The sequence below is a fragment of the Achromobacter sp. HNDS-1 genome (assembly GCF_040084795.1).
In the GTDB taxonomy this organism is placed as follows: Bacteria; Pseudomonadota; Gammaproteobacteria; order Burkholderiales; family Burkholderiaceae_B; genus Achromobacter; species Achromobacter ruhlandii.
Map to the genome: position 1 here is coordinate 1667490 of NZ_CP157584.1, position 22874 is coordinate 1690363.

General features: G+C 64.7%; 20 protein-coding genes, 2 tRNA genes and 1 rRNA gene. 9 read left to right on the forward strand and 14 right to left on the reverse strand.

The genetic code is table 11. The features are described 5' to 3' along the window. Positions 1-132: 132 nt before the first annotated feature. The 4 genes from ABFG95_RS07605 to ABFG95_RS07620 all read right to left on the reverse strand — a co-directional run bounded on the left by ABFG95_RS07605 (position 133) and on the right by ABFG95_RS07620 (position 3812). Positions 133-208 (reverse strand) — tRNA-Ala (locus tag ABFG95_RS07605). Between the two features lie 30 nt (positions 209-238). Beyond that, positions 239-315: transfer RNA gene (locus ABFG95_RS07610), tRNA-Ile, on the reverse strand. 130 nt (positions 316-445) lie between these two features. Then, positions 446-1976, reverse strand: a 16S ribosomal RNA gene (locus tag ABFG95_RS07615). A 1470-nt stretch (positions 1977-3446) separates the two neighbouring features. Next, a complete protein-coding gene (locus ABFG95_RS07620; RefSeq protein WP_348995706.1) occupies positions 3447-3812 on the reverse strand; it encodes a hypothetical protein in 366 nt (121 codons plus the stop codon). Positions 3813-3995: 183 nt separating this feature from the next. Here ABFG95_RS07620 and ABFG95_RS07625 point away from each other — a divergent pair, with 183 nt between their 5' ends. Beyond that, positions 3996-4943 carry a LysR substrate-binding domain-containing protein gene (locus ABFG95_RS07625; RefSeq protein WP_059272219.1) on the forward strand — a complete coding sequence of 316 codons (948 nt, stop codon included), beginning with the start codon at positions 3996-3998 and terminating at the stop codon, positions 4941-4943. Between the two features lie 42 nt (positions 4944-4985). On the opposite strand, the gene ABFG95_RS07630 is transcribed toward ABFG95_RS07625, so the two are convergent. Continuing rightward, positions 4986-6503: an acetyl-CoA hydrolase/transferase family protein gene (locus ABFG95_RS07630; RefSeq protein WP_348995707.1), complete on the reverse strand. Its 1518-nt coding sequence runs from the start codon at positions 6501-6503 to the stop codon at positions 4986-4988. A gap of 241 nt (positions 6504-6744) precedes the next feature. Here ABFG95_RS07630 and ABFG95_RS07635 point away from each other — a divergent pair, with 241 nt between their 5' ends. Together ABFG95_RS07635 and ABFG95_RS07640 are read left to right on the forward strand one after the other, a co-directional pair. After that, the gene (locus ABFG95_RS07635) at positions 6745-7668 is read left to right on the forward strand and encodes a LysR family transcriptional regulator (RefSeq protein ID WP_049075299.1); all 924 of its coding nucleotides are present in this window, start codon (positions 6745-6747) and stop codon (positions 7666-7668) included. 209 nt (positions 7669-7877) lie between these two features. Beyond that, on the forward strand, positions 7878-10304 hold the full coding sequence (locus ABFG95_RS07640) for a DUF3772 domain-containing protein (protein ID WP_278992801.1): 2427 nt from the start codon (positions 7878-7880) through the stop codon (positions 10302-10304). A gap of 32 nt (positions 10305-10336) precedes the next feature. On the opposite strand, the gene ABFG95_RS07645 is transcribed toward ABFG95_RS07640, so the two are convergent. From ABFG95_RS07645 to ABFG95_RS07655, 3 genes are all read right to left on the reverse strand, one after another. After that, on the reverse strand, positions 10337-11032 hold the full coding sequence (locus ABFG95_RS07645) for a hypothetical protein (protein ID WP_059272222.1): 696 nt from the start codon (positions 11030-11032) through the stop codon (positions 10337-10339). 47 nt (positions 11033-11079) lie between these two features. Beyond that, positions 11080-11550, reverse strand: a complete 471-nt coding sequence (locus tag ABFG95_RS07650; protein WP_049075302.1) for a hypothetical protein — start codon at positions 11548-11550, stop codon at positions 11080-11082. A 417-nt stretch (positions 11551-11967) separates the two neighbouring features. Then, on the reverse strand, positions 11968-12381 hold the full coding sequence (locus ABFG95_RS07655) for a hypothetical protein (RefSeq protein ID WP_348995708.1): 414 nt from the start codon (positions 12379-12381) through the stop codon (positions 11968-11970). A 73-nt stretch (positions 12382-12454) separates the two neighbouring features. Between ABFG95_RS07655 and ABFG95_RS07660 the strand changes: the two genes are divergently transcribed. Next, positions 12455-12745, forward strand: a complete 291-nt coding sequence (locus ABFG95_RS07660) for an antibiotic biosynthesis monooxygenase family protein (RefSeq protein ID WP_049075303.1) — start codon at positions 12455-12457, stop codon at positions 12743-12745. A 3-nt stretch (positions 12746-12748) separates the two neighbouring features. Here ABFG95_RS07660 and ABFG95_RS07665 read toward each other — a convergent pair whose 3' ends face one another. From ABFG95_RS07665 to ABFG95_RS07690, 6 genes are all read right to left on the reverse strand, one after another. After that, positions 12749-13108, reverse strand: coding sequence for a nucleotide pyrophosphohydrolase (locus ABFG95_RS07665; RefSeq protein WP_059272226.1), 360 nt, complete (start codon positions 13106-13108; stop codon positions 12749-12751). Positions 13109-13136: 28 nt separating this feature from the next. Further along, a complete protein-coding gene (locus tag ABFG95_RS07670) occupies positions 13137-13751 on the reverse strand; it encodes a 3'-5' exonuclease (RefSeq protein WP_081335607.1) in 615 nt (204 codons plus the stop codon). A gap of 3 nt (positions 13752-13754) precedes the next feature. Next, positions 13755-13979 (reverse strand): DUF1653 domain-containing protein, encoded by a 225-nt coding sequence (locus tag ABFG95_RS07675; protein ID WP_049075305.1) that lies wholly within the window; start codon positions 13977-13979, stop codon positions 13755-13757. Between the two features lie 110 nt (positions 13980-14089). Then, positions 14090-15556 carry a methyl-accepting chemotaxis protein gene (locus ABFG95_RS07680; RefSeq protein WP_278992798.1) on the reverse strand — a complete coding sequence of 489 codons (1467 nt, stop codon included), beginning with the start codon at positions 15554-15556 and terminating at the stop codon, positions 14090-14092. Positions 15557-16039: 483 nt separating this feature from the next. Beyond that, positions 16040-16750, reverse strand: a complete 711-nt coding sequence (locus ABFG95_RS07685) for a glutathione S-transferase (RefSeq protein ID WP_348995709.1) — start codon at positions 16748-16750, stop codon at positions 16040-16042. Positions 16751-16774: 24 nt separating this feature from the next. Then, on the reverse strand, positions 16775-17857 hold the full coding sequence (locus ABFG95_RS07690) for a GlxA family transcriptional regulator (protein ID WP_063582382.1): 1083 nt from the start codon (positions 17855-17857) through the stop codon (positions 16775-16777). 124 nt (positions 17858-17981) lie between these two features. On the opposite strand from ABFG95_RS07690, the gene ABFG95_RS07695 reads away from it, so the two are divergent. From ABFG95_RS07695 to ABFG95_RS07715, 5 genes are read left to right on the forward strand one after another with little or no spacing between them, the layout of a single operon-like run. After that, positions 17982-19037, forward strand: coding sequence for an ABC transporter substrate-binding protein (locus ABFG95_RS07695; protein WP_059272230.1), 1056 nt, complete (start codon positions 17982-17984; stop codon positions 19035-19037). A 16-nt stretch (positions 19038-19053) separates the two neighbouring features. Further along, positions 19054-20103 carry an ABC transporter ATP-binding protein gene (locus tag ABFG95_RS07700; RefSeq protein ID WP_278992796.1) on the forward strand — a complete coding sequence of 350 codons (1050 nt, stop codon included), beginning with the start codon at positions 19054-19056 and terminating at the stop codon, positions 20101-20103. Then, positions 20100-20948: an ABC transporter permease gene (locus tag ABFG95_RS07705; RefSeq protein WP_175146983.1), complete on the forward strand. Its 849-nt coding sequence runs from the start codon at positions 20100-20102 to the stop codon at positions 20946-20948. The genes ABFG95_RS07700 and ABFG95_RS07705 overlap by 4 nt, the downstream gene beginning before the upstream one ends. After that, entirely contained in the window at positions 20945-21736 is a 792-nt protein-coding gene (locus tag ABFG95_RS07710; protein WP_278992795.1) for an ABC transporter permease, read from the forward strand. The genes ABFG95_RS07705 and ABFG95_RS07710 overlap by 4 nt, the downstream gene beginning before the upstream one ends. 39 nt (positions 21737-21775) lie before the next feature. Continuing rightward, on the forward strand, positions 21776-22789 hold the full coding sequence (locus ABFG95_RS07715; protein WP_054418649.1) for a proline racemase family protein: 1014 nt from the start codon (positions 21776-21778) through the stop codon (positions 22787-22789). The last annotated feature ends 85 nt before the right edge of the window (positions 22790-22874 follow it).

Below are 22874 nucleotides of genomic sequence, written 5' to 3' on the forward strand. Positions count from 1 at the left end.
ATTTCGTTGTGCTTCTTCCAGATTGTTAAAGAACGAATATAGCTGTCAGGTAAAACCTAACTCATAAGACCGGGCAGACATTATCCGCACGACGCTATGAGTTAGCCTCTACATCCCACCAGGCACAGGTCTTGGTGGAGGTGAACGGGATCGAACCGATGACATCCTGCTTGCAAAGCAGGCGCTCTCCCAGCTGAGCTACACCCCCATATCCACAGCATCTCTACCTGCGAATACTTGGTGGGTCTGGTTGGATTCGAACCAACGACCCCCGCCTTATCAAGACGGTGCTCTAACCGACTGAGCTACAGACCCAAAACCTTCTCGGATCAGTAGTCAGAAGTCATGGACACAGGGAGGAGTCCCTCTACCCAAGCCCACAACCGATCCCAGCTATATCAAACAACCGATAAGAGTGGACGCTTAACACGAGCACTAAGCTCTGAAAGGAGGTGATCCAGCCGCACCTTCCGATACGGCTACCTTGTTACGACTTCACCCCAGTCATGAATCCTACCGTGGTAATCGCCCCCCTTGCGGTTAGGCTAACTACTTCTGGTAAAACCCACTCCCATGGTGTGACGGGCGGTGTGTACAAGACCCGGGAACGTATTCACCGCGACATGCTGATCCGCGATTACTAGCGATTCCGACTTCACGCAGTCGAGTTGCAGACTGCGATCCGGACTACGATCGGGTTTCTGGGATTGGCTCCCCCTCGCGGGTTGGCGACCCTCTGTCCCGACCATTGTATGACGTGTGAAGCCCTACCCATAAGGGCCATGAGGACTTGACGTCATCCCCACCTTCCTCCGGTTTGTCACCGGCAGTCTCATTAGAGTGCCCTTTCGTAGCAACTAATGACAAGGGTTGCGCTCGTTGCGGGACTTAACCCAACATCTCACGACACGAGCTGACGACAGCCATGCAGCACCTGTGTTCCGGTTCTCTTGCGAGCACTGCCAAATCTCTTCGGCATTCCAGACATGTCAAGGGTAGGTAAGGTTTTTCGCGTTGCATCGAATTAATCCACATCATCCACCGCTTGTGCGGGTCCCCGTCAATTCCTTTGAGTTTTAATCTTGCGACCGTACTCCCCAGGCGGTCAACTTCACGCGTTAGCTGCGCTACCAAGGCCCGAAGGCCCCAACAGCTAGTTGACATCGTTTAGGGCGTGGACTACCAGGGTATCTAATCCTGTTTGCTCCCCACGCTTTCGTGCATGAGCGTCAGTGTTATCCCAGGAGGCTGCCTTCGCCATCGGTGTTCCTCCGCATATCTACGCATTTCACTGCTACACGCGGAATTCCACCTCCCTCTGACACACTCTAGCCCGGTAGTTAAAAATGCAGTTCCAAAGTTAAGCTCTGGGATTTCACATCTTTCTTTCCGAACCGCCTGCGCACGCTTTACGCCCAGTAATTCCGATTAACGCTTGCACCCTACGTATTACCGCGGCTGCTGGCACGTAGTTAGCCGGTGCTTATTCTGCAGGTACCGTCAGTTTCGCGGGGTATTAACCCACGACGTTTCTTTCCTGCCAAAAGTGCTTTACAACCCGAAGGCCTTCATCGCACACGCGGGATGGCTGGATCAGGGTTTCCCCCATTGTCCAAAATTCCCCACTGCTGCCTCCCGTAGGAGTCTGGGCCGTGTCTCAGTCCCAGTGTGGCTGGTCGTCCTCTCAAACCAGCTACGGATCGTCGCCTTGGTGAGCCGTTACCCCACCAACTAGCTAATCCGATATCGGCCGCTCCAATAGTGCAAGGTCTTGCGATCCCCTGCTTTCCCCCGTAGGGCGTATGCGGTATTAGCTACGCTTTCGCGTAGTTATCCCCCGCTACTGGGCACGTTCCGATACATTACTCACCCGTTCGCCACTCGCCACCAGACCGAAGTCCGTGCTGCCGTTCGACTTGCATGTGTAAGGCATCCCGCTAGCGTTCAATCTGAGCCAGGATCAAACTCTTCAGTTTAATCTCTGTATTTGTTTCGTATTTCTTAGTTCCGAAGAACCGAGTCATACGTCGCTACTCAAAGGAAGTGAGGTATGTGCTTAGACTTGACATCTAAGGTACTTCACTTCTAGTGAGCACTTGATTTCATTGTGCTTGTGACAGGTTTTAAAAACCAGTCACTGTGCACTCGCATCAAGCGCCCACACTTATCGGTTGTTTAATTGTTAAAGAGCGGTACTGCTAAATTCTGTACTACCAAACTACTTACTACATCTTCTGCTTTTTTCGGCGATTTCGCTTTCGCGTCGATCGCTGTGTCAGCAGCAGAGAAACGAGATTATGAAGAAGTTTTTATCGTTTGTCAAGTCAGCGTTGCTTGCTTCACTTCGCTGCCTTGCCTACGACCTCTTCAGGCCTCACCAGGCTCGCGCCCGGCTTTCTCTTTAGCAGCTATCGAAATAGCAGGGTTAACCCTAAGTTTTCGGTAACTGCCAAGCCTGAAACTATAACACAACTTTTGCAGATTATGCAACCGGCTTTTGCCTAATTTGCATCCTATCTTGCAACCCCGCCGCTTCGTGAATCGCTTCACTTCGCAGCAGCCCCAGATCGCTCCAGAGGTTGGTTACCGCCCAGTCGGCTTGCAACGCCATTCAGACCACCCTATCGGGTAAACCCTGATTCGCCGTCACCAGCCAAGCCCAAGACTATAGCACAATTTTTGCAGATCGTGCAACTGGCTTCTGCCTGATTTGCACCGACTTACGCAAAATTCGCTGACCGCCGGTTCGAGAGAATCATCACTGACTCACCGCCTTGCTGCCTTGCGGCAGATTCGTCGCCGTAGCGCCAAATCCGTTGCACTTGCCTGGCTTCGCGGCTCACAAAACTGCGTGAACTGCGAAGGAGCGAGACTATAGCACAGATTTTTGGCTTGTCACGCCGGGATGACAGCCATTTTGCAGAAAGATGATGTTTGCCCCCACGGCGCAGCAAGGGTCGCCACGGCAAGGTCCCCGTGCCAAGTCAGGTTCGTTGCGGGACCGACTGAACGAGGGGCGACGGACTATAGGGGACGGGAGCCATGGATGGGCAGGGAGATCCGGAAGCCAGGAAGCCATGAAGGTGCCTCACCATGCGGGCCCGGCAATCCCCGCCATCCGAACGCCGCGCCTCTCTATATATACGGAGGCAGCACAAAGTCCGCGCCTCTTCTACCTCAGGGAGGCTGACCCCTTCGCTCCGCCAGCCCTATGCGCAAGAGTGAAAGCGCTTGCACCGGGTAGTCATGCTTTCGAGTCAGCTGCGTCGTACAGCCGCGAAGAATTGGAGAGTGATTCCGTTCTTTCAACGAAGTCGCCCCCCGGCAGCGTCCATCTCTATATCTATAGGAAGTCGATCCCCGGCAGCGCCCCTCTCTATCTCTATATATAGGCACAGCATAAGCGGCCAGGCCTGTCATCGCGGAGAGCACTTCTTGCCCTGCCCTCACCAGCGCAGGGTGTCGATACGGGTGATGCGCCTGAGCGACTGCTCGAGGGTGGCCCGACTCACTACCCATTCCGGCGCGCCCACGTCCTTGAGCATATGGGCGTCCATCTCGTCCGCCAGGTTACGCAGGATTCTGTCGGCGCGCCAAGTGCGATAGGCGCGCCACAGACGGCCGATGAAACCGCCCGAGGGCCGGGTCGGACGATCGGCGGTGACGGACAACTGGGGAGCCACCCCCATAGGCGCGGCCGCGCGGATTGCCGGGAAAACCGGCTGCGAAACGTCGAGCCCATGGGCCCGCGTCGGGGCCGGGCTGGCGCTACCGCACGGGGGGGCTGTCTGGATACGGGTTTGGGCGGACATGGATGGACTCCTGGATTTGCTCCGTTTTGGTAAGCGTAGTCGCCCAAATAACCGCTGAAAATCGAATTGTTTTACCCATCATGGTCAGTTAATCTAACCAAATAAGCTAATCGTCCCGGCAGCCATATCGTCGGCGATACCGCGACGAATCGCGCTCTTACAGCCCTTGCCTTTCACCGACCCATGCGCCTGCCCCTGAACACCCTGCCCGCCTTCCGCGCCGTCGCCGAATTGCAGAACCTGCGCGCGGCGGCCGACCGCCTGCACTTGACTCATAGCGCGGTCAGCCAGCAGATCAAGGGATTGGAAGAACAGTTGGGTTTCCCGCTGTTCGAACGCAGCGGGCGCGGCATCGTGCTCAACCCGGCCGGGGCGGCGCTGTTATGCAGCGTACAGAGCGCCATGGCGCTGCTGGACGAGGGCCTCATGGCAGCCTCGGCCGCCGCCCGCGGCAGCGCGCAGCGGCTGCGCGTGTCGGTGCTGCCATCGTTCGCACAGCGCTGGCTGCTGCCACGCATGGCCCGCTGGCACAAACGCCACCCAGAACTCTCACTGGAAATCGAGACCTCGCAACAAGTGGTGGACTTGCTGCGGGACGGCTTTCATGCGGCCTTGCGGTTTGGCCGTGGCCCCTGGCCCGGCGTGGAGTCGGAACCGCTGTTCGATATGCCCTTGCCGCTGATCGCGCTGGCCTCGCCGGAAACCGCCGCGGCGCTGCCCGACCACACCCCCGAGACGCTGGCGCGGCAGCCGCTGCTGGGCGAACGCGACATGTGGCAGCATTGGTTCAATGCCGCGGGCCTGAGCGTGCCGATCACCCCGGTGGCGACGTTCAATGATGCCGGCATGATGCTGCAGGCGGCGGAACAGGGATTGGGAATCACGCTGGGGCGGGAACTGCTGGCGGCGGACGCGATCCGCGCGGGCCGGCTGGTGCAGGTTTCGCCCGTGACCGTGCACTATGAGCAGGCCCAGACCTATCACCTGGTCTATCGGCCCAGCTTGCGCGAGTGGGCGCCGCTGGTCGCCCTGAAGCAGTGGTTGCGCGACGAACTGGAACGATCGAGCAAGGGACTGGTGACCGCCGAGCACCACGCCCATGTCCGCCCTACACCCGAAGCGAACGCTTGACGGGGCGGCGCCGGCCCCGCGAGGCCGGCATGGGCACTATCGTCAGGCGACCTTGCGAGCGACGGGCGAGGCCGCTCGCATGCTGTCGGTCTCGTTGAAGCGCTGGTGCCAGGAGAAGGCTTCTTCCAAGAGGTGCGGGGTCTGGCCGCCCCGCTCGCAGGCGCGGTCAAAGTAATCCTGCAGCGCGTCGCGGTACGACGGATGCACGCAATGCCGGATGATGGCGCGGGCGCGCTCGCGCGGCGCCAAGCCACGCAGGTCGGCCAGGCCGCATTCGGTGACCAGCACGTCGACATCGTGCTCGGTATGGTCGACATGCGAGACCATCGGGACGACGCTGGAGATATCGCCATTCTTGGCCATGGACTTGGACACGAAGATCGCCAGATGGGCATTGCGGGCGAAGTCGCCGGAACCGCCAATGCCGTTCATCATGTGGGTGCCGCCGACATGGGTCGAGTTGACGTTGCCGTAGATGTCGAACTCCAGCGCGGTATTGATGGCGATGATGCCCAGGCGGCGCACGATTTCGGGCGCGTTGCTGATCTCTTGCGGACGCAGCACGATGCGTTCGCGATAGTGCTCGATGTTGGCCAGGATCTTTTCATACACGGGCTTGGAAACCGTGATGGATGAGGCCGAGGCAAAGGCCAGCTTGCCCTGGTCGAGCAGTTCGATCGCGCTGTCCTGCAGTACCTCCGAGTACATGGTCAAGGCGTCGAAATCCGAGGCCTCGAAGCCGTGCAGCACGGCGTTGGCAATGGTGCCGATGCCGGCCTGCAGCGGCAGCAGCGAGTTGGTCAGGCGGCCGGCGTCGACCTCCGCGCGCAGGAAGTTATTGATGTGCGCCGCGATGGCGTTGGTCTCGGCATCCGGCGGCAGCGCATTGGACGGGCTGTCCGGCTCCTGCGTAATGACGATGGCGGCGATCCTGTCCGGGTCGACCTGGATGAACGGCTGGCCGATGCGCTGGTCGGCCGACATCAGCGCCATGGGCTGGCGCCGCGGGCGGTCGGTGGGCACGTAGATGTCGTGCAGCCCTTCGATGGCGGCAGGCACGCTCAGATTCAGTTCGATGATGACGCGTTGCGCCTGCTGCGCGAACGAGGCGGAATTGCCCACCGACATGGTGGGCACGATCGCGCCGCTCTCGGTGATGGCGGCGGCTTCGATGATGGCCACGTCGACCGGGCCGATGTGGCCGGCGCGCAGTTGCTCGGCGGTTTCCGACAGATGCTGGTCAATGAAGGCGATCTCGCCCTGATTGATCTTGCGGCGCAGGGTGGTATCGACCTGGAATGGCAGGCGGCGCGCCAGGACGTTGGCCTGCGCCAGCATCTTGTCGGTGTCGTGCCCGAGCGAGGCGCCGGTGATCAATGTGATGGACAACGGTTCGCGCTCGGCGCGCGCGGCCAGCGCGGCGGGCACCGATTTGCAGTCGCCGGCGCGGGTGAAGCCGCTCATGCCGACGGTCATGCCGTCCCGCACCAGCAAGGCCGCCTGATCGGCGGTCGTGATCTTGGCGCGCAGCCCGGGATGGCGGATACGGTCGGTGTGCATGGTGTCTCCAGATTCTAAAAAGCCGACGGCTCGCGGCCGGATGCGACGACCAGTCCGTTCGCATCCAGGCACCGTCTAGCGCGGCGTTTCCTGACGCCCGAAGCCCCCGACGGGTCGGCTTTCGGACGAATTTTCCGCAGTATAGGAAGCGGCAGCCAAATCTCGTAATGACTTAAAATCATCCAATCCAGTCGTTTTTTTCATTGATTGGAGGTTCCGCGCTTTGCGCAGGAGATGAGTCGTGGATGTGCGCGCCTTGCGGTATTTCGTCGAAACAGTCCGGCATGCCAGCTTCACGCAGGCGGCCAAGGCTTTGTTCGTGACCCAGTCCACGGTCAGCAAGATGATCCGCCAGCTGGAAGAGGAGGCGGGCACGCCGCTGCTGGTGCGCGACGGCCATACGGCGCGGCCCACCGACACCGGCCGCGTGATGTACCAGCGTGGCCTGCAGGTATTGGAGACCATGCGCCAGCTGAGCGAGGAACTGCGCCAGACCGCCGAGTTGCAGCGCGGCTCGCTGGAAGTCGGCATTCCGCCCATGATCAACCTGCTGTTTACGCCTGTGGTCAAGCGCTTTCGAGAACAGCATCCGGGCATCCACCTGACGTTGCGCGAAGGCACCGGCCGCACGGTGGAGGACCTGGTCGCCGGCGGCGAACTGGAGGTGGGCGCCACTATCCTGCCGCTCGCCGCCGACAGCGGCCTGGCTGCGCAGGCGTTTGGCAGCTATCCGATCTGGGTGATCGGGCCGCCGGACGCGGCCTGGGCCGGCAAGACCTCGCTGCCGCTGAGCGCGCTGCGCGATACCCGCCTGCTGATCCCCACGGACGATTTCGCCATGACGCGGCGGCTACGCCAGGCCTTTGCCGACGCCGGCCTGCAGCCCGGCATCGCAGCCCAGAGCGCGCACTGGGATTTCCTGGTGGCGATGGCATCGGCAGGCCTGGGCGCGGCGTTGCTGCCCGAACCGCTGATGCGGCGCATGAAGACCCGCGGCCTGAGCACCGCGAAACTGGCCAAGTCCGGCCTGCAATGGGAAGTCGGGCACATCTGGCAGCAATCGGGTTACTTGTCGTACGCCGCCCGCGCCTGGCTCGAGGTGTGCGATGAGGTATTGGGAGGCCCACGATCGGCCGCCGCCCGCAAGCGCGCCGGACGCCCTTGAAACACCCGTCCGCCCGGCCTCCAGGCGCGCCGCCGGACGGAGAAAGACCGGCACGAATCCGGCCCCGTTTTCCTGGAAACCAACGGCCGTCGGATCGATCGCCTGCCGCCTCGCTTCTAAGGGGGACGCAGCGGAGTTTTTGTTGCAACGGACCCGTCAACGGCTTGTTATGCTGCCGCCTCGATGCGAGTCTGTCGCCCCCAAGAAACATGATCCCGAATCCGCAACACCCGCTTTTGCGCGCCCTGCCGCGCACCCGCTCTTTGGCGACGCTGATCGCCGCCCTGCTGCTGGCGCTGTGCCTGGCGCCGGCGTTCGCCGCCGCCCCCACCTCGCCCGCCGAGATCGACACCATGCTGGCCGGCGCGCGCAAGCAGCTCGACGACATCCGCAAGCGCGTGCCGGACGAAACCGACGACGCCGACCTGCTCAAGCAACGCGGCGACGTGCTCGATATCCAGTCCAAGGCGGATGCCACCGCCGACGCGCTCGCGCCGCAACTGGCCAGCGTCACGGCGCGCCTGAGCGAGCTGGGCACGCCGCCGGAAGGCGTCAAGGAAGCCGCCGACGTGGCCGCGCAACGCATGCAGCTGGAAAAGAGCAGCCGCGCGCTGGACGCCCAGATCAAGCTGGCGCGGCTGCTGTCGGTCGACGCCGGCCAGACGGCTGAGCAGATTTCCGGCCTGCGCCGCACGCAATTCCAGGCCCGGCTGGGCGAGCGGCGCGACTCTTTCCTGTCGAGCCAGTTCTGGGCCGAATTCCGCGAGGAGTTTCCTGGCGATCTCGAACGGCTGGTAGCGTTGCGCGACGACTTGGCCACCGCAGTCGGACAGACGCCCAAATGGGGCTGGCTGCTGCTGGCCGCGGCGGCGGCGCTGGCGATCGCCCTGCGCGTCTGGATCGGCCGGATGCTGCTACGGCTGACGGCCACGCGCGTGCCGCCGGGACGCCTGCGCCGCTCGTTCCTGGCGGTGGCGTTCCTGACCCTGGCCGTCGCCACGCCGGGAATCATTGCGCTGCTGATCCACGTCGGCCTGGACTGGAACTCACAGCTATCGGAAAGCACCAGCGCGCTGCTGGCCAATCTGGTCGCGACGGTCTGTTTTGGCGGCTATGTGTCGGGCCTGGGATACGCGCTGCTGTCGGCCAAGCGGCCGTCTTGGCGCCTGCCCCCGATCTCCGACAAGGTCGCGTATCGCCTGCGCTGGCTGCCCGGCGTCCTGGGCGTGATCGTCGTGCTGATCTGGCTGGCCGAGCGACTGCCCGTGCTGCTGAACGCCAGCCTGACCACCACCATCACGCTGACCGGCATCGTGGCGGTGTTCGTGATGGTGACGATGGCGGTGGCGCTGTCGATCGGCCGCCGGCTGCGGCGCAAGGCGCTGCGGGAAGATGGCCCGCCCCCACCCTTCTGGACATCGCTGCTGCTGACCGCGACCGGCACGGTGCTGGTGATCAGTCTGGCCAGCCTGCTGGCGGGGTACGTGGCGTTCGGCAGTTTCCTGACCAAGCAGGTGCTGTGGGTCGTGATCATCCTGGCGTCGGCCTACCTGCTATCCGTGCTGATCGAAGACGGCTTCAGCACCCTGCTGGGCACCTCGCACCGGGAAGACAGCGACGGCCCCAGCCTGCGCGACCAGGCCGCCGTGCTGCTGTCCGGCGTGGGCCGCGTGGCGGTGGGCCTGCTGGCCCTGATCCTGCTGCTGGCGCCCTTCGGCGAAGGGCCGATGGATCTGTTGCAGCGCTTCGACCAACTGCGCAAGGGCTTGGCCATCGGCGAGGCCCAGATCCGGCCGGGCGCCGTGCTGCAGGCGCTGCTGGTGCTGGGACTGTCGCTGCTGGGCGTGAAGATGCTCAAGCGCTGGCTGTCGAACCGTTACCTGCCCACCACCGAACTGGATCCGGGCATGCAGCTGTCGGCGGCGACGCTGTTCGGCTACGCCGGCTTCGTGTTGGCGGTGGCGCTGTCGCTGTCGGCCGCGGGCATCGGCCTGGAACGGGTCGCGTGGATCGCCAGCGCGCTGTCCGTGGGTATCGGTTTCGGCCTGCAGGCGGTGGTGCAGAACTTCGTGTCGGGCCTGATCCTGCTGGCCGAGCGTCCGGTCAAGGTGGGCGACTGGGTATCGCTGGGAGGCGTCGAAGGCGACATCCTGCGCATCAACGTGCGGGCCACGGAGATCCAGATGGGAGACCGCTCGACGGTGATCGTGCCGAACTCGGAATTCGTGACCAAGACGGTACGCAACGTCACGCGCTCGAATCCGCTGGGGCTGGTGCAGATCAAACTGCCGTTGCCGCTGTCAACCGATGCGCAGCGGGTGCGCGAACTGATCCTGCAGGCCTTCACCGATCATGAAGACGTGCTGGACACGCCGGCGCCCAACGTGTTTTTGGATGGCATCGAAGGCGGCAACCTGATGTTCAACGCCAAAGGCTATGTTTCGTCCCCGCGCGCGGCCTATGGCGTGCGCAGCGCGCTGCTGTTCACGTTGCTGCAGCGGTTGCACGAGGCCGGTCTGGAAGTCTCGTCGCCGCCCACGATGCTGCTGGCATCGGCTCCGCAGACCGCCCCCCTGCCGCGTCCCGATGCCACCGAGGAGCCGGGCGCCGCGGCCCGGCCCGCCGCCACGCCCTGACTGCCGGAAACCGCGATCGTCGCGCACGATCGTCAGCCCGGAGAATAGAAGTCCACCAACCCCTGCCGGTCCATGCGCGGATTGCGCAACGGCGGGGAGTTCGCCATGGTGTTCTGCACCGACATGACCGGATAGGTCTGCGCGACGGGGCCGGGGCCCGCGGACGGCGCCGGCGCGTACAGCGCCTGGGTCGGCGCGGGCGCGGGCGCGGCCTGGGCGACGTTGGGCGTGGGATTCTCGAAGCGGTGGTCCGCCGTCGTCAGCGAGGGATTGGTGCAAAGGCCCTGGGCGGTCAACGCGGCCTTGGTGCGGTCATCGGTCTGGCACAGGATATCGACCGCCGCCGTCTCCAGCCGACGCGAGCGATCCGGGTCCTTGGTGGAGGCCGCCGCCTGCATGGTGCGCTCGAAGTTGCGGCGCAGGCTGCACTTCTGATCCTCGACCGGGAAAGCCACGTTCATGCCGAACCCGACCACCGATCCCCCGCCGCCGGCCGACACCATGCAGCTGTCGGAGGAGAACGAACCATAGAAGCTCTGCGCGCCGATCGGCGGCGCGGTGCGCAGGGTGCTCGAACCGCTGTTGTTGGAATTGAACGTGACGCCCTGGTTGTTGCCGGCGTTGGTCGAGCCCGATGACGCCGAGGTGGTCGAGGAAGAAGTGCTGGTCTGGGCCCCGGCGGAAAAGGCCACCAGCGACAGGGATAAGGCAAGCGCAAGGGTTTTCATGATGTCCTCTCGACCGGACGGCCGAAGCCGTCCGGATTGCGTGCTGCTCAGTGACCAAAACCACCCACCGGACCGACGCCGTGGATCGATGCGGTCGCCCCGATCGCGCCGGCATTGAACGTCCCCGTCGCCGTCGCGTTGGTGGTAGTGCTGCCGAACGTGGCGCCACCGTTGGCAATGCTGTCGCCGACCATGATCGGGGCATTACCTTGGATGTGGCCGTAGGTCTCGCTGGTGGCGTACTGCCGCGTGCTGGTGACCGCGGTGGTTCCATCCGGGCTGAAGGATCCGCCGGCGGTGGCAACGCCTCCGGTTTCACCGAACGACGTCTGGCTCGACGAGCCATAGCCGTTGATCTGGGTCGAGACCACGGAAGTGCCCGTGGAGACCGACGACACCGTGCCCGTGATGGTGCCGACATGGCCAGACGCGGAAATGCTGGGCTGGCCCGGTCCGCTCGCATAAGCGGCCGAAACCGCGACGAGGGACAACGTTGCGACTGCTGCGAGCTTTTTCATTTGAGCTCCTCCTGATCCGCCCCAGGCGGATGGACAGGTGCCGGTGGCCGACCGGCGCGGACCTTTACCCCCCGGGCGCAGTACGCCTATATGGCAACGCCGCGCTTGGGACTTTTGTATTGGTACGGAATGATTGCGCCGTCCTAAGGACGTCGGTATCGGTTAAACGGGCGACCGGTCCCATGAGACTGAGGAAGAAGACGTAAAAGATGGCGTGGAATCTGCGAACACCGCCGCGCGGGCCATGCATATGGCGGATACGTGGCGCCCCGGCGGCCTGGATGCTGCGGCGCATCTCAGCTCATTGGATGGGAAGTCGCGGGACGTACTCGCACGATTTCCCTAGCGCGCACGGCGACGGTCGCGACGAGAATATTCTTTAGGCTTACTGTCAGGATGAGCGCGAGACCGCCGCGCTCAACGTGGACGACGGGCCGCCAGGTGGTCGAACAGGCGGGCGGATTCGCGTCGCGCCAGCGCCAGGTCCACCGCGATGAGCAGCAGCAGCACGCCACCTTCGGCCAGTTCGAGCCACGCGGAAAGATGGTAGCCGGCCAGTAGCGCGATGCCCGCTACCGCGGCCAGCCAGCAAGGCCAGGCCGGCGCCAGCGCCGCCGGCGGCTCGGCCGGCGCCCGGCGCAGGACCAGCCACGCCATGAGCGGCAGGGCCAGCATGGACACCGGAATGTAGATCGCAATGGCCGACAGCACCGCCGCCACGCTGAACAGGGTTTGCGACGCCAGGGCCATGGCGGCCAGCGTCGCGACGCCCGCGTACCAGAGCAGGCGGGCGGCGATAAAGCGCGGCAGGGTGAGGACGGATCGGTTCATGGGCGCGGGATTTTGCGCCATACTACTTCGCCCGGCCGGCTCCTGCCCGGCCCTTTTATCCGGAGACACCATCATGATCCAGGAGATTGCCAGCATCCACGTGCGCGAAGGACAGGAGGCCCTGTTCGAAGCCGGCGTGGCCCAGGCCAGGCCGCTGTTCCTGCGCGCCCGCGGCTGCCACGGCATGGAGCTGTATCGCAGCATCGAACAGCCGCAACGCTACACGCTGGTGGTGGACTGGGAAACCGTCGAAAACCATATGGTGGATTTCCGGGAATCTGCCGATTTTCAGGAGTGGCGCAAACTGGTGGCGGGATTCTTCGTCGAACCGCCCCAGGTGCATCACGAACAAAAGGTGATCTGAGGCTCAGGCCTCGTCCGGCGGATCGTCGTATTTGCGCGCGCTGCCGCGAAAACGGTCCGCGGGATACTTCAACGCGTTCCTGGCCATCTTGGCCTGGACCGCGGCGGCAATGTCCACGCCTAGCTGGTCCGCCAGCGCCACCAGGTACATCTGCACGTCCGCGATCTCGTCGGCCACGTGCGCCCGCAATGTGGCCGGCGGCTGGCGCGATTCCTCTTCGGTCAGCCACTGGAACAGCGCCAGCAGCTCGCCCGCTTCGCCCGACAGCGCCATCGCCAGGTTCTTGGGTGAATGAAACCGTTGCCAATCGCGCTCGGCGGTGAATTCCCGCAGCGCCAGCCGGATCTGTTCCAGGTCGGACATGATTGCTCCGTTGCGTGCCGGCGCGGCCTCAGGCGGGCGCCAGCCTTGAACCCGCCGCCAGCGCCACGGCGACCGTGGTGCGCACGTCGGCAAGGGCCCGGTGAGTGGGTTCCGACGCGCCAACATGCCGCGCCAGCACGTCCAGCTTGTGCGACGGCAGTTCCGGCCAGGCCCGCCGCGCCAGCGCCAGCGTGCAGTGCGTGGCGTTGGCAAAGGGCATGCCGGTCTCGAGCGCGGCGGCGCCGAGGAAACGGCGGTCGAACGAAGCGTTGTGGAAGAACACCGGCAGGTCTTCGACGAAATCCAGGAAAGCCGCGAACGCCTGCGCCACGGGCACGCCCCGGCGATCGACCTCGGCCTGGGTGATGCCGGTCAGGCGGGTGATGAAGGGCGGCACCACGGCGCGCGTGCGCACCACCTGGGTGTACTCGCGCCGCGCCGCGTCGCCCGGCTCGACCCGCACCGCCGCGAATTCCAGGATTTCGCAGGAGGCGGTGGACAACCCGGTGGTTTCCAGGTCGGCCACGACGAACGGGCCGCGCAAGGCGTCCAGGGCCGCCGACAGCGCCGCGGATGGTTTGGCCGCGCCGCCCGCGCCCGCGCCGGCACCGGCCGGACGGGTCCTGCGGTAATAAAAGGCCATGGACTACACCGTCGGCCGGAGCGGCGCGAAGCGCGGCGAACCGTCGGCCAATTGGCCAAAGAAGAGATCGGCGGGACGTACCCACAAACCGCGCGTGTGCGGCCACAGGTGCTCGTACACCACCATGGATTCCTCGGTCTCGGAATGGCGGGCCGTATCGATATAGCGATACAGGCCGCCCTTGTAATGACGGTGGGTGGCAAGCGCCAGGGCTTCGGATTCGGTCATGAGGAAGTACCGCGGAAAAACACGGCCCGGGTGGGAAAGCTCCCGCCCGGGCCGACGGGTTCGGACAAGACCGTATTTATAGCGCACCCGGGCCGCAGCCGCCCGGCCCTTCAATAGCGCACGTACTCCAGCACCGGCTTGGGCGGCATCGGCGTATTGGCCGCCGGGCGCGCGCGCACCGACGGGGTCACCGGCTTGACCGCTGGCCGCAGCACCGCCCCGCCATGCAACTCATGGGCGGACTGCAACGCGGCAGCGGCTTCGGCCGTCATCTGGGTGATGTCTTCGGTGACCTCGGCCAGTTTGGCGGATTGCGCCAGTGACACCTGCACCACTTCGCCCATGATCTCGGTGACCCGGCGCGAAGAAGCCACGATGTCCTCCATCGTGGCGCCGGCGGACTGAACCTGGCCCGCGCCGCTCTCGATCTGCTCGACCGAGGTGGTGATCAGGCCTTTGATTTCCTTGGCCGCGGCCGCGCTGTTCTGCGCCAGGCTGCGCACTTCCGCCGCCACCACCGCGAACCCCTTGCCATGCGCCCCGGCGCGCGCGGCCTCGACCGCGGCATTCAAGGCCAGGATATTGGTCTGGAACGCGATGCCGTCCATCACGCCGATGATTTCGGAAATACGCTTGGAGCTGTCGGTAATCGCGCCCATGGTCCGCACCACCCCGGCCACGGTCTTGCCGCCCTGCTCGGCGACGCGGCAGGCATCCAGCGCCAGGGTATTGGCCTGACCGGCGCGCTCCGCGTTTTCGGTCAATCCCTGCACCGCCACCCGCAGCGTCTGCGCGGCGGTAAAACGCTTGGTGATGTCAGTGGCGAATTTCACCACTTTGAATGGCCTGCCCTCAGCATCGAAAATCGGGTTGTAGCTGGCCTCAATCCACACATGGCGGCCATTCTTGCCGATCCGCAGGTATTGACCGGTATCGTGCCGGCCACTGCGCAGTTTGCGCCAGAATTCCGCATAGGCCGCGCTGCGCGCCTCTTCTGGCAGCACGAACATGCTGTGGTGGCGGCCGAGGATTTCCTCCGCGCGATATCCGACCGCGTTCAGAAAGAGATCGTTGGCGCGGATGATGGTGCCGTCCAACTCGAATTCGATAATCGCCTGAACTTTGGAAATAGCTTCGAGCTGGCCCTCGGTATCCGCCTGGCGCTGCTGCTGCTCTGTAATATCGGTGGCGTACTTGACCACTTTGAAAGGGCGGCCGTGCTTGTCGAAAATCGGGTTATAGCTGGCCTGCAGCCAGACATCGCCGCCGTCTCTGCGGATGCGGCGATAACGCCCGGTGTCGTGCGCGCCCTGGCCCAGCCTGTCCCAGAAAGCCAGGTACTCGGCGGATTCCCGTTCGTCGGGCACCACGAACATACGGTGATGCTGCCCCAGGACTTCGTCCAGCTCATAGCCCATGGTGTCGAGAAAATTCTGGTTGGCCATCAGCACGTGGCCTTCGAGATCGAATTCGATCACCGCCTGTGCCTTGTGAATGGCCGCTATCTGCCCGTATAGATCCGCTTTCCGCATGCCGCGCTCGGCACGCAGCAGCCGTTTGAGGGTAAGCCATTGCATGTTGACGTCTCCCGCAGGAAATGGGACGAGTTTGCTGAAAACCGATGAAGGAACCAGTTGGCTTATCTGAAGCAGACTGCTGGCGCGTCCCGGGAATCAGGCCGTGCACGCCGCGCCGCGTGCACGCGCTTGCCTGCGAGTCCGTCGCCAACGTGGCGACGGCAGGTCGGTGATTACAAAAAAAGGAAGAATGTATCCAGTCGAAAATATTTAATCCTAAAAATGAGGCGTTCTCAATATATTCATCAGCGACTTGTCAAAAAAAAACCGACGGCCGCCATCTCACTGGGTTTCACGATTAACCCGGGCCGCCATCGCGGTATTAATCAGGGTTAATACGAATCCGCCCCCGTATTTTCAGATGGATTTCAGAATCGGTACCCGCCAATAATGGGGCCAACCTTGACGACGACCCATCCAAGCCAGACCAAAGCTGGCGCACACGCAGGCTCCGCGGATTCGATGGAGAATCGGAATCGTCAGTTATTCCGCGTCCAGCTCTCGATAATGGCGGAATATGCCTTCGCCGAACGGCAGGCGCCGGCCACTGCTGAAATACGCCTGCAGGGCCGGCAGTTCGGCGACGCGCCGATGCAAGGCCATGACCTTGGGGAATCTGGCCGCCTGCGTTCCCATGCGGCGCGGGAAGGCATAAAGCAGGCCGTCGACCAGATGGAACAGCGACAGGTCGGCATAACTCCAGCGCTTGCCACCGGCGAGCCAGGCGTCCTGCCCGGCCAGCACCCGCTCGAAGTAGCCCAGGAACTTCGGAATGCGTGCTTCGCGAAAATCGCGGGCGCGCCGCGCCGCCTCTTCTTTCTGGTCTTCGTAATAGTCACTCGACGAGATCGGATGATGGGTATCGTGCGCCTCGGCCACCATATCGGCGATGGTCAGCTGCAATTGATTCACCCACAGGCGTCCTTCGACACTGGCCGGCGCCAGGCCGTGCTTTTCACCGAGATACAGCAGGATATTGGCGGTTTGCGCCAGGGTCATTTTCCCGGCCACCAGATAAGGCGGCGCAAACGGCGGATGCTTGCGGTCGGACAGCATGTCCTTGACCAGCGCGTCTTCGTCCATGCCCGGCTCGCGCGCGCGTTCGCGATAGGGAATCCCCCCGGCCTCCAGCGCCAGGCGCACGAATTCCCCGCGTCCGGGTATGCCGTCCCAATACCAAAGGTCGTATGTCATGCCGCTCTCCTTGCGGGCGCAAGGCTACGCGGGAAAGACGCTGATCTCGCCTTCGTGCCGCGCGGCCTGCCGCCCGTGGCTTTGTTGAAACTGGCGTGGGGATTGCCCGAAATGCGCGCGGAAGTCGCGTGAAAAATGCGCGCCGTCGGCAAATCCGCAATCCAGCGCGATTTGCGTGATGCTGCAGGCATTATTAAGCAACAACCAACTGCCATATTCCAGTCGCAGTTGCCGCTGGAATGCCATTGGCGACATCCCGGTGGCCTGGCGGAAGGCCCGTTCCAATTGGCGCCGGCCCACGCCGACATACCGCGCAATGGCGTCCAGCGGCGGCGGATTGTCGATGCGCTGCTCGATGAAATGCGCCGCCTGGCGCACCCGCAGATCCTGGATGCCGGACAGGTCGGTGCGGAAATGCGCCTGCGGCACGCGGCCCGGCCGCGCGCCCTGCAGCATCATGTGACGCATGGCCTGCTGGGCCTTGTCGCGGCCGCAGTGGCGCGCCACCAGATACAGGCCCAGGTCGATGGCGGCGGTGGAGCCGGCGCAGGAAATCAGGTCGCCTTCATCGACGAACAGGCGGTCGACCACCGCGCGGGTCGCGGGAAAGCGCTCGCGGAAGGTTTCCAGCACATTCCAGTGCACGCACACCGTGCGCGGCCCGATCACGTCGGCCTGCGCCAGCGCGAAGGTGCCGGTGCAGATGCCCAGCAGCCGCACCCGCAGCGCCGCCGCCCGCCGCAACCAATCGCGCAGCGGTCCGGGCATGCGCCCGCTGGAATAGTCGTTGCCGCCGCAGATGGCGATGTAGTCGAACTGCGCCGGGTCGTCGGGCAGGCCGGCCTCCACCTCGATAGTCAGGCCGGCGCTGGAGCAGCGCGGCTTGCCGTCCCAGCTCATCACCCGCCACGCGGTGTGGATCTGGCGGCTGCGGCCGCCATGGTCGCCGGCCAGCCGCAACACGTCGACGAAACCGGCGAACGCCGCCAGCGTGAACTGGTCCAGCAGCACGATGCCGATGGTCAGGGCGGGTTTTCCCTGAGGCAGGTGTGCTTCGCCGTCTTCATAGGAGAGCGGCAAGGACGGGGGTGGCGCGGCGACGGACATGACGCAATTATTCAAATTTATGTCCCGCGCCTTCAAGCTCGTTTTCCCGAGCATCGCCCAAGATGCGCCTGTGGTACTTGAGTCAATGAATCGCGGATCGACAAATCTACAAGGGGAATCCGACATGGCAACAAACACCCGCAGCGCGCTGGGCGCGGCGGCGCTCGGCGCGGGGCTGCTCATGGCTTCGCACGCGGCGCTGGCGCAGCAGCAGAAAATCACCGTCGCCTGGTACGGCGGCAACTGGGGCGAGGCGTTCCGCGCCTGCGTGGCCGAGCCCTTCACCAAAGCCACCGGCGTCACCGTGGTGCCGGAAGTCGGCACCTCCACCACCACGCTGGCCAAGCTGCAGCAGCAGAAGGGCGCGCCGACCATCGACGTGGCCTGGATGGACGGCGGCATCAGCGAGCTGGCGCAGCAGGCCGGCGTGCTGGACGCGCTGGACGCCAGCGCCATTCCCAACCTGAAGAACGTCATCGAGCAGGGCGTGTACCGCGACGGCAATGCCGCCTTCGCGGTCAGCACCGGCTATTACTCGCTCGGCATCACCTACAGCACCAAGGAAGTGACACAGCCGCCGACCAGCTGGAAGGACCTGTGGAAGCCCGAGTATGCCGGCGCGGTGGCGGTGCCCTCGCCCGCCAACTCGTCAGGCGTGCCGTTCATCTTCTTCCTGGCGCGGGTGTGGGCGATCGACCCGTCGAACCTGGCGCCGCTCTATGCCAAGCTGGCCTCGCTGGACACCGCGCTGTTCTTCGACAGCTCGGGCGCGGCCACCAACGCCTTCCAGAGCGGCGAAGCGGTGATCGGCGCGCATTTCAACGTCGGCGCCTGGGACCTGATCGACAAGGGCCTGCCCATCGGCTTCACCGTGCCCAAGGAAGGCGTTTGGGCCACCGACGCCCGCCTGCATCTGGTCAAGGGCGCGCCCAACAAGGCCGCGGCACAGAAGTTCATCGACACCGCATTGACGCCGGACGCGGCCGCCTGCCTGGCGACCAGGCTGTACCTGGGCCCGGCGGTCAAGGACGTGCAGGTCTCCAAGGACGTGGCCCGCAAGCTGCCCTGGGGCGCGGAGGGTTCGGTCAAGAACCTGAGCCTGTTCGACTGGAACATCATCAACGCCCGCCGCGCCGAGGTCACCGACGCGTGGAACCGGCAGGTCGCCCGCAAGCGCTGAGCAAGGTTCGCTTCCCATGTCTGCTTTGCTCACCATCGAAGGCGTGTCGATGCGCTTCGGCGCCTACCAGGCGCTGGATCGCATCGACCTGGCGATCCAGCAGGGAGAGTTCGTGGCGCTGCTGGGCCCCAGCGGCTGCGGCAAGACCACGCTGCTCAAGTCGATCGCCGGTTTCCTGCAGCCGGAATCGGGCCGCATCCTGATCGACGGCCAGGACGTCAGCCGCCTGCCGGCGCATCGCCGCCCGCTCAATACCGTGTTCCAGAACTATGCGCTGTTCCCGCACATGACGGTGCTGGAGAACGTCGCCTATGGTCCGCGGCGCCAGGGAGCCTCGAAGGCGCAGGCGGCGGAACGCGCCCGGGATGCGCTGGACATGGTCGGCCTGGCCGACTTCGGCCCGCGCTATCCCCGCGAAATGTCGGGCGGCCAGCAGCAGCGCGTGGCGCTGGCGCGCGCCATCGTCAACCAGCCCAAGCTGCTGTTGCTGGACGAGCCGCTGTCCGCGCTGGACCTGAAGCTGCGCAAGCGCATGCAGCTCGAACTCAAGCATCTGCAGGCCCGCCTGGGCATCGCCTTCATCTTCGTGACGCATGACCAGGAAGAAGCGATGACCATGGCGGACCGCGTCGTGGTCATGCACGCCGGCCGCATCGAACAGGTCGGCGCCGGCACCGACATCTACCGCCAGCCGGCCACGCGCTTCGTCGCCGAGTTCATCGGCGATGCCAACTTCATCGCCTATACGGTGGCCGATGACGGCGCCTTGATGCTGGATGCCCAGCGCCTGCGCGTACCGCTCGCCCAACGTCCGGCGACGGCGCGCGGCCTGGCCGTGCTGCGGCCCGAGGACCTGAAGCTGTGCGAGCGCGCCGACGCCATGCTGACCGGCACCGTGAGCGACGTGATCAATGTGGGCAGCCACAGCATGATCCACGTCGACATCGGCGGCCAGACCCTGGTGGCGCGCCACGGCGGTCTCGCGCCCGGCGGCCTGCATGCCGGCGGCGAGGTGACGCTGGCGTTCGCGCCCGTACACCTGCACCTGATCGGCGGCCAGCCATGACGCGGCGCGCCTGGCTCTCCCCCGGCCTGCTGCTGGCGGCCCCGGTGCTGTTCTTCGCGGCCTTCTTCCTGGCGCCGCTGGCGGTGGTGGCGCTGGCCAGCGCTACGGGCGGGCCGGACGGCCTGACGCCGACGCTCGCGCAGTACACGAAGGTGCTGGCCGACCAGTACCACTGGGACGTGATCCTGGTGACATTCCGCCTGGCCCTGTTCACCACCGTCGCCTGCCTGGTGCTGGGCTATCCGCTGGCCTGGTACCTGGTGCGCGTGGTGCGCTGGCAGGCCTGGCGCCGCGCCTGTGTGATCCTGCTGGTGGTGCCGCTGTTCACCAGCAACATCGTGCGCGCCTTCGGCTGGATGGTGCTGCTGGGACGCAACGGCCTGGTCAACCAGGGCCTGATGGCGACCGGCGCGGTGGACCGGCCGATGCGCTTCATCGGCACCGAGCTGGGCATTCTGATCGGCATGGTCTACGTGCTGCTGCCGTTCGTGGTGCTGGCGGTCGGCAATGCGCTGGCGCGGGTCGATCCGGCCTGCGAGCAGGCCTCGGCCGACCTGGGCGCGAGCCCGGCCTCGACCTTCCTGCACGTGACCTGGCCGCTGACGCTGCCCGGCGTGGTGTCGGGCGCCATCATCGTCTTCACGCTGGCGGTCAGCGCCTACGTGACGCCGGCGCTGCTGTCGGGCGGCCGCGTCACGGTGCTGTCGATGCTGATCTTCCAGCAATACAGCACGGTGTTCGATTTCCATTACGGCGGCGCGCTGAGCATGGTGCTGCTGGTCTTCACCCTGATCCTGGTGGCGCTGGCCAATCGCGCCGCCACCTTGCCGGGAGCCGCGCGATGATCGCCCGCCACCTGATCCGCCTGACCGCGCTGGCCGTGCTGGCCTACCTGGCGCTGCCGCTCGTGGTGATCCTGGGCGCGTCGTTCACCGCCACGCCGTACCTGGCGTTCCCGCCGCAAGGCTGGACGCTGGAGTGGTACCGCACCTTGCTGGTCGAGGCCGGCTATGTGGCCGCGTTCACCACCAGCACGGTGCTGGCGCTGGCCGCCACGGTGGCGGCGGTGCTGCTGACGGTGCCGGCGGCGCTGGCGCTGGCGCGCTACGCGTTTCCGGGCAAGGCCGCGCTGACCTCGGTGCTGATGTCGCCGCTGGTGCTGCCGCACATCGTGCTGGGCGCCGCGCTGCTGCAGTTCGGCGCGTACTTCGGCCTGACCCGCAGCTTCCTGTTGCTCCTGATCGGCCACGTTGTGATCATCGCGCCGTTCGTGCTGCGCTCCACCCTGACGCTGTTGACGCCGGAACAGCGCGCGCTGGAGGAAGCCTCGGCCGACCTGGGCGCCAACCCCTGGACCACATTCTTCCTGGTGGTGCTGCCGCAGATCCGTCCGGGCATCGTGACCGGTTCGATCTTCGCCTTCATCTCGTCATGGATCAATGTGGAGCTGTCGATTTTCAACACCACGGCGGACCTGAACACCATCCCCGTGAAGCTTTTCAACTACGTGCAATACACGATTGATCCGACCATCGCAGCCGTATCGGGCGCCACGATCGTGGCTGCGGTCATCGCCATCGTGATCCTGGATTTGACCGTCGGGCTGGACATGCTGTCCGAACGCGGCAAATAACTTTCCTCTTCCCCCTATCTACCGCCTGGAGTCACTGTCATGCGCAAGCAAGACGCGTTCGATGTCATCTATACCCATACGGAAGGCGAGCCCCTGTGTATCGTCCACAGCGGCATTCCGTACCCCGCCGGTTCCACCATCCTGGAAAAGCGCGCGTTCCTGGAGCAGCACTACGACTGGCTGCGCAAGGCGCTGATGCGCGAGCCGCGCGGCCACAAGGACATGTTCGGCGTGTTCCTCACGCCGCCGTCCAGCCCCGAGTACGACGCCGGCCTGATCTACATCGACGGCACCGAGTATTCGCACATGTGCGGCCACGGCACCATCGCGGTCAGCATGGCCATGGTGGCCAACGGCCTGGTGCCGCGCGGCAAGGACGGCATCACCCGCATCCGCTTCGAGACCACCGCCGGCCTGGTGGTGTCGGAAGTGGCCTCGGAAGGCGACAACGTGCTGTGGACGCGCTTCGAGAACGTGCCGGCCTACGTCGCCGCGCAGGACATTCCGGTGGAACTGCCGGGCTACGGCAAGCTGTCGGCCGACATCGTCTGGGGCGGCAACTACTTCGGCATCGTCGACCTGTCGAACTGCGACCTGCGCATCTCGCCGGACAACGGCACCGAGCTGTCTCGCATGGGCCTGATCGTGCGCGACCAGCTCAATGCCCGCCAGCGCATCCAGCATCCGACCGAAGCGCACATCAACAACCTGAACTTCATTACGTTCTGGCACCAGCCCACGATCGAGGGCGCGTTCTACAAGAACGTGCACGTGTTCAGCGCCGGCCAGCTCGACCGCTCGCCCGGCGGCACCGGCACCAGCGCGATGATGGCCATGTTCGAAGCGCGCGGCAAGATGGGCCTGAACCAGCCGATCAAGTCCGAAGGCCTGCTGGGCAGCGGCACCTTCGAGGGCTGCCTGCTGGGCGAGGTCGACCTGAACGGCACCCGCGCGGTGCGGCCGACGGTGAAGGGCACGGCCAGCATCCTGGGCACGGCGCGCTGGGTCATCGACAAGAACGATCCGGTGGGCGCCGGGTTCCTGATCCGCTGAGGATACGGGGCGGCCGGCGCGGGCCGGCCGCTCACCGCACGGTCGTTGAAAGATAGGACCAGAGGAGTGGCTCAAAGGCCTTGTG

What these genes read in the sequence shown, in the direction of transcription:
- ABFG95_RS07705 (WP_175146983.1), top strand. Translation starts at nt 20,100, where the DNA reads ATGACGCGGCGCGCCTGGCTCTCCCCCGGCCTGCTGCTGGCGGCCCCG.
- ABFG95_RS07685 (WP_348995709.1), bottom strand. Translation starts at nt 16,750, where the DNA reads ATGACATACGACCTTTGGTATTGGGACGGCATACCCGGACGCGGGGAA.
- ABFG95_RS07675 (WP_049075305.1), bottom strand. Translation starts at nt 13,979, where the DNA reads ATGACCGAATCCGAAGCCCTGGCGCTTGCCACCCACCGTCATTACAAG.
- ABFG95_RS07700 (WP_278992796.1), top strand. Translation starts at nt 19,054, where the DNA reads ATGTCTGCTTTGCTCACCATCGAAGGCGTGTCGATGCGCTTCGGCGCC.
- ABFG95_RS07620 (WP_348995706.1), bottom strand. Translation starts at nt 3,812, where the DNA reads ATGTCCGCCCAAACCCGTATCCAGACAGCCCCCCCGTGCGGTAGCGCC.
- ABFG95_RS07660 (WP_049075303.1), top strand. Translation starts at nt 12,455, where the DNA reads ATGATCCAGGAGATTGCCAGCATCCACGTGCGCGAAGGACAGGAGGCC.
- ABFG95_RS07680 (WP_278992798.1), bottom strand. Translation starts at nt 15,556, where the DNA reads ATGCAATGGCTTACCCTCAAACGGCTGCTGCGTGCCGAGCGCGGCATG.
- ABFG95_RS07630 (WP_348995707.1), bottom strand. Translation starts at nt 6,503, where the DNA reads ATGCACACCGACCGTATCCGCCATCCCGGGCTGCGCGCCAAGATCACG.
- ABFG95_RS07715 (WP_054418649.1), top strand. Translation starts at nt 21,776, where the DNA reads ATGCGCAAGCAAGACGCGTTCGATGTCATCTATACCCATACGGAAGGC.
- ABFG95_RS07710 (WP_278992795.1), top strand. Translation starts at nt 20,945, where the DNA reads ATGATCGCCCGCCACCTGATCCGCCTGACCGCGCTGGCCGTGCTGGCC.
- ABFG95_RS07690 (WP_063582382.1), bottom strand. Translation starts at nt 17,857, where the DNA reads ATGTCCGTCGCCGCGCCACCCCCGTCCTTGCCGCTCTCCTATGAAGAC.
- ABFG95_RS07650 (WP_049075302.1), bottom strand. Translation starts at nt 11,550, where the DNA reads ATGAAAAAGCTCGCAGCAGTCGCAACGTTGTCCCTCGTCGCGGTTTCG.
- ABFG95_RS07655 (WP_348995708.1), bottom strand. Translation starts at nt 12,381, where the DNA reads ATGAACCGATCCGTCCTCACCCTGCCGCGCTTTATCGCCGCCCGCCTG.
- ABFG95_RS07640 (WP_278992801.1), top strand. Translation starts at nt 7,878, where the DNA reads ATGATCCCGAATCCGCAACACCCGCTTTTGCGCGCCCTGCCGCGCACC.
- ABFG95_RS07695 (WP_059272230.1), top strand. Translation starts at nt 17,982, where the DNA reads ATGGCAACAAACACCCGCAGCGCGCTGGGCGCGGCGGCGCTCGGCGCG.
- ABFG95_RS07645 (WP_059272222.1), bottom strand. Translation starts at nt 11,032, where the DNA reads ATGAAAACCCTTGCGCTTGCCTTATCCCTGTCGCTGGTGGCCTTTTCC.
- ABFG95_RS07625 (WP_059272219.1), top strand. Translation starts at nt 3,996, where the DNA reads ATGCGCCTGCCCCTGAACACCCTGCCCGCCTTCCGCGCCGTCGCCGAA.
- ABFG95_RS07665 (WP_059272226.1), bottom strand. Translation starts at nt 13,108, where the DNA reads ATGTCCGACCTGGAACAGATCCGGCTGGCGCTGCGGGAATTCACCGCC.
- ABFG95_RS07670 (WP_081335607.1), bottom strand. Translation starts at nt 13,751, where the DNA reads ATGGCCTTTTATTACCGCAGGACCCGTCCGGCCGGTGCCGGCGCGGGC.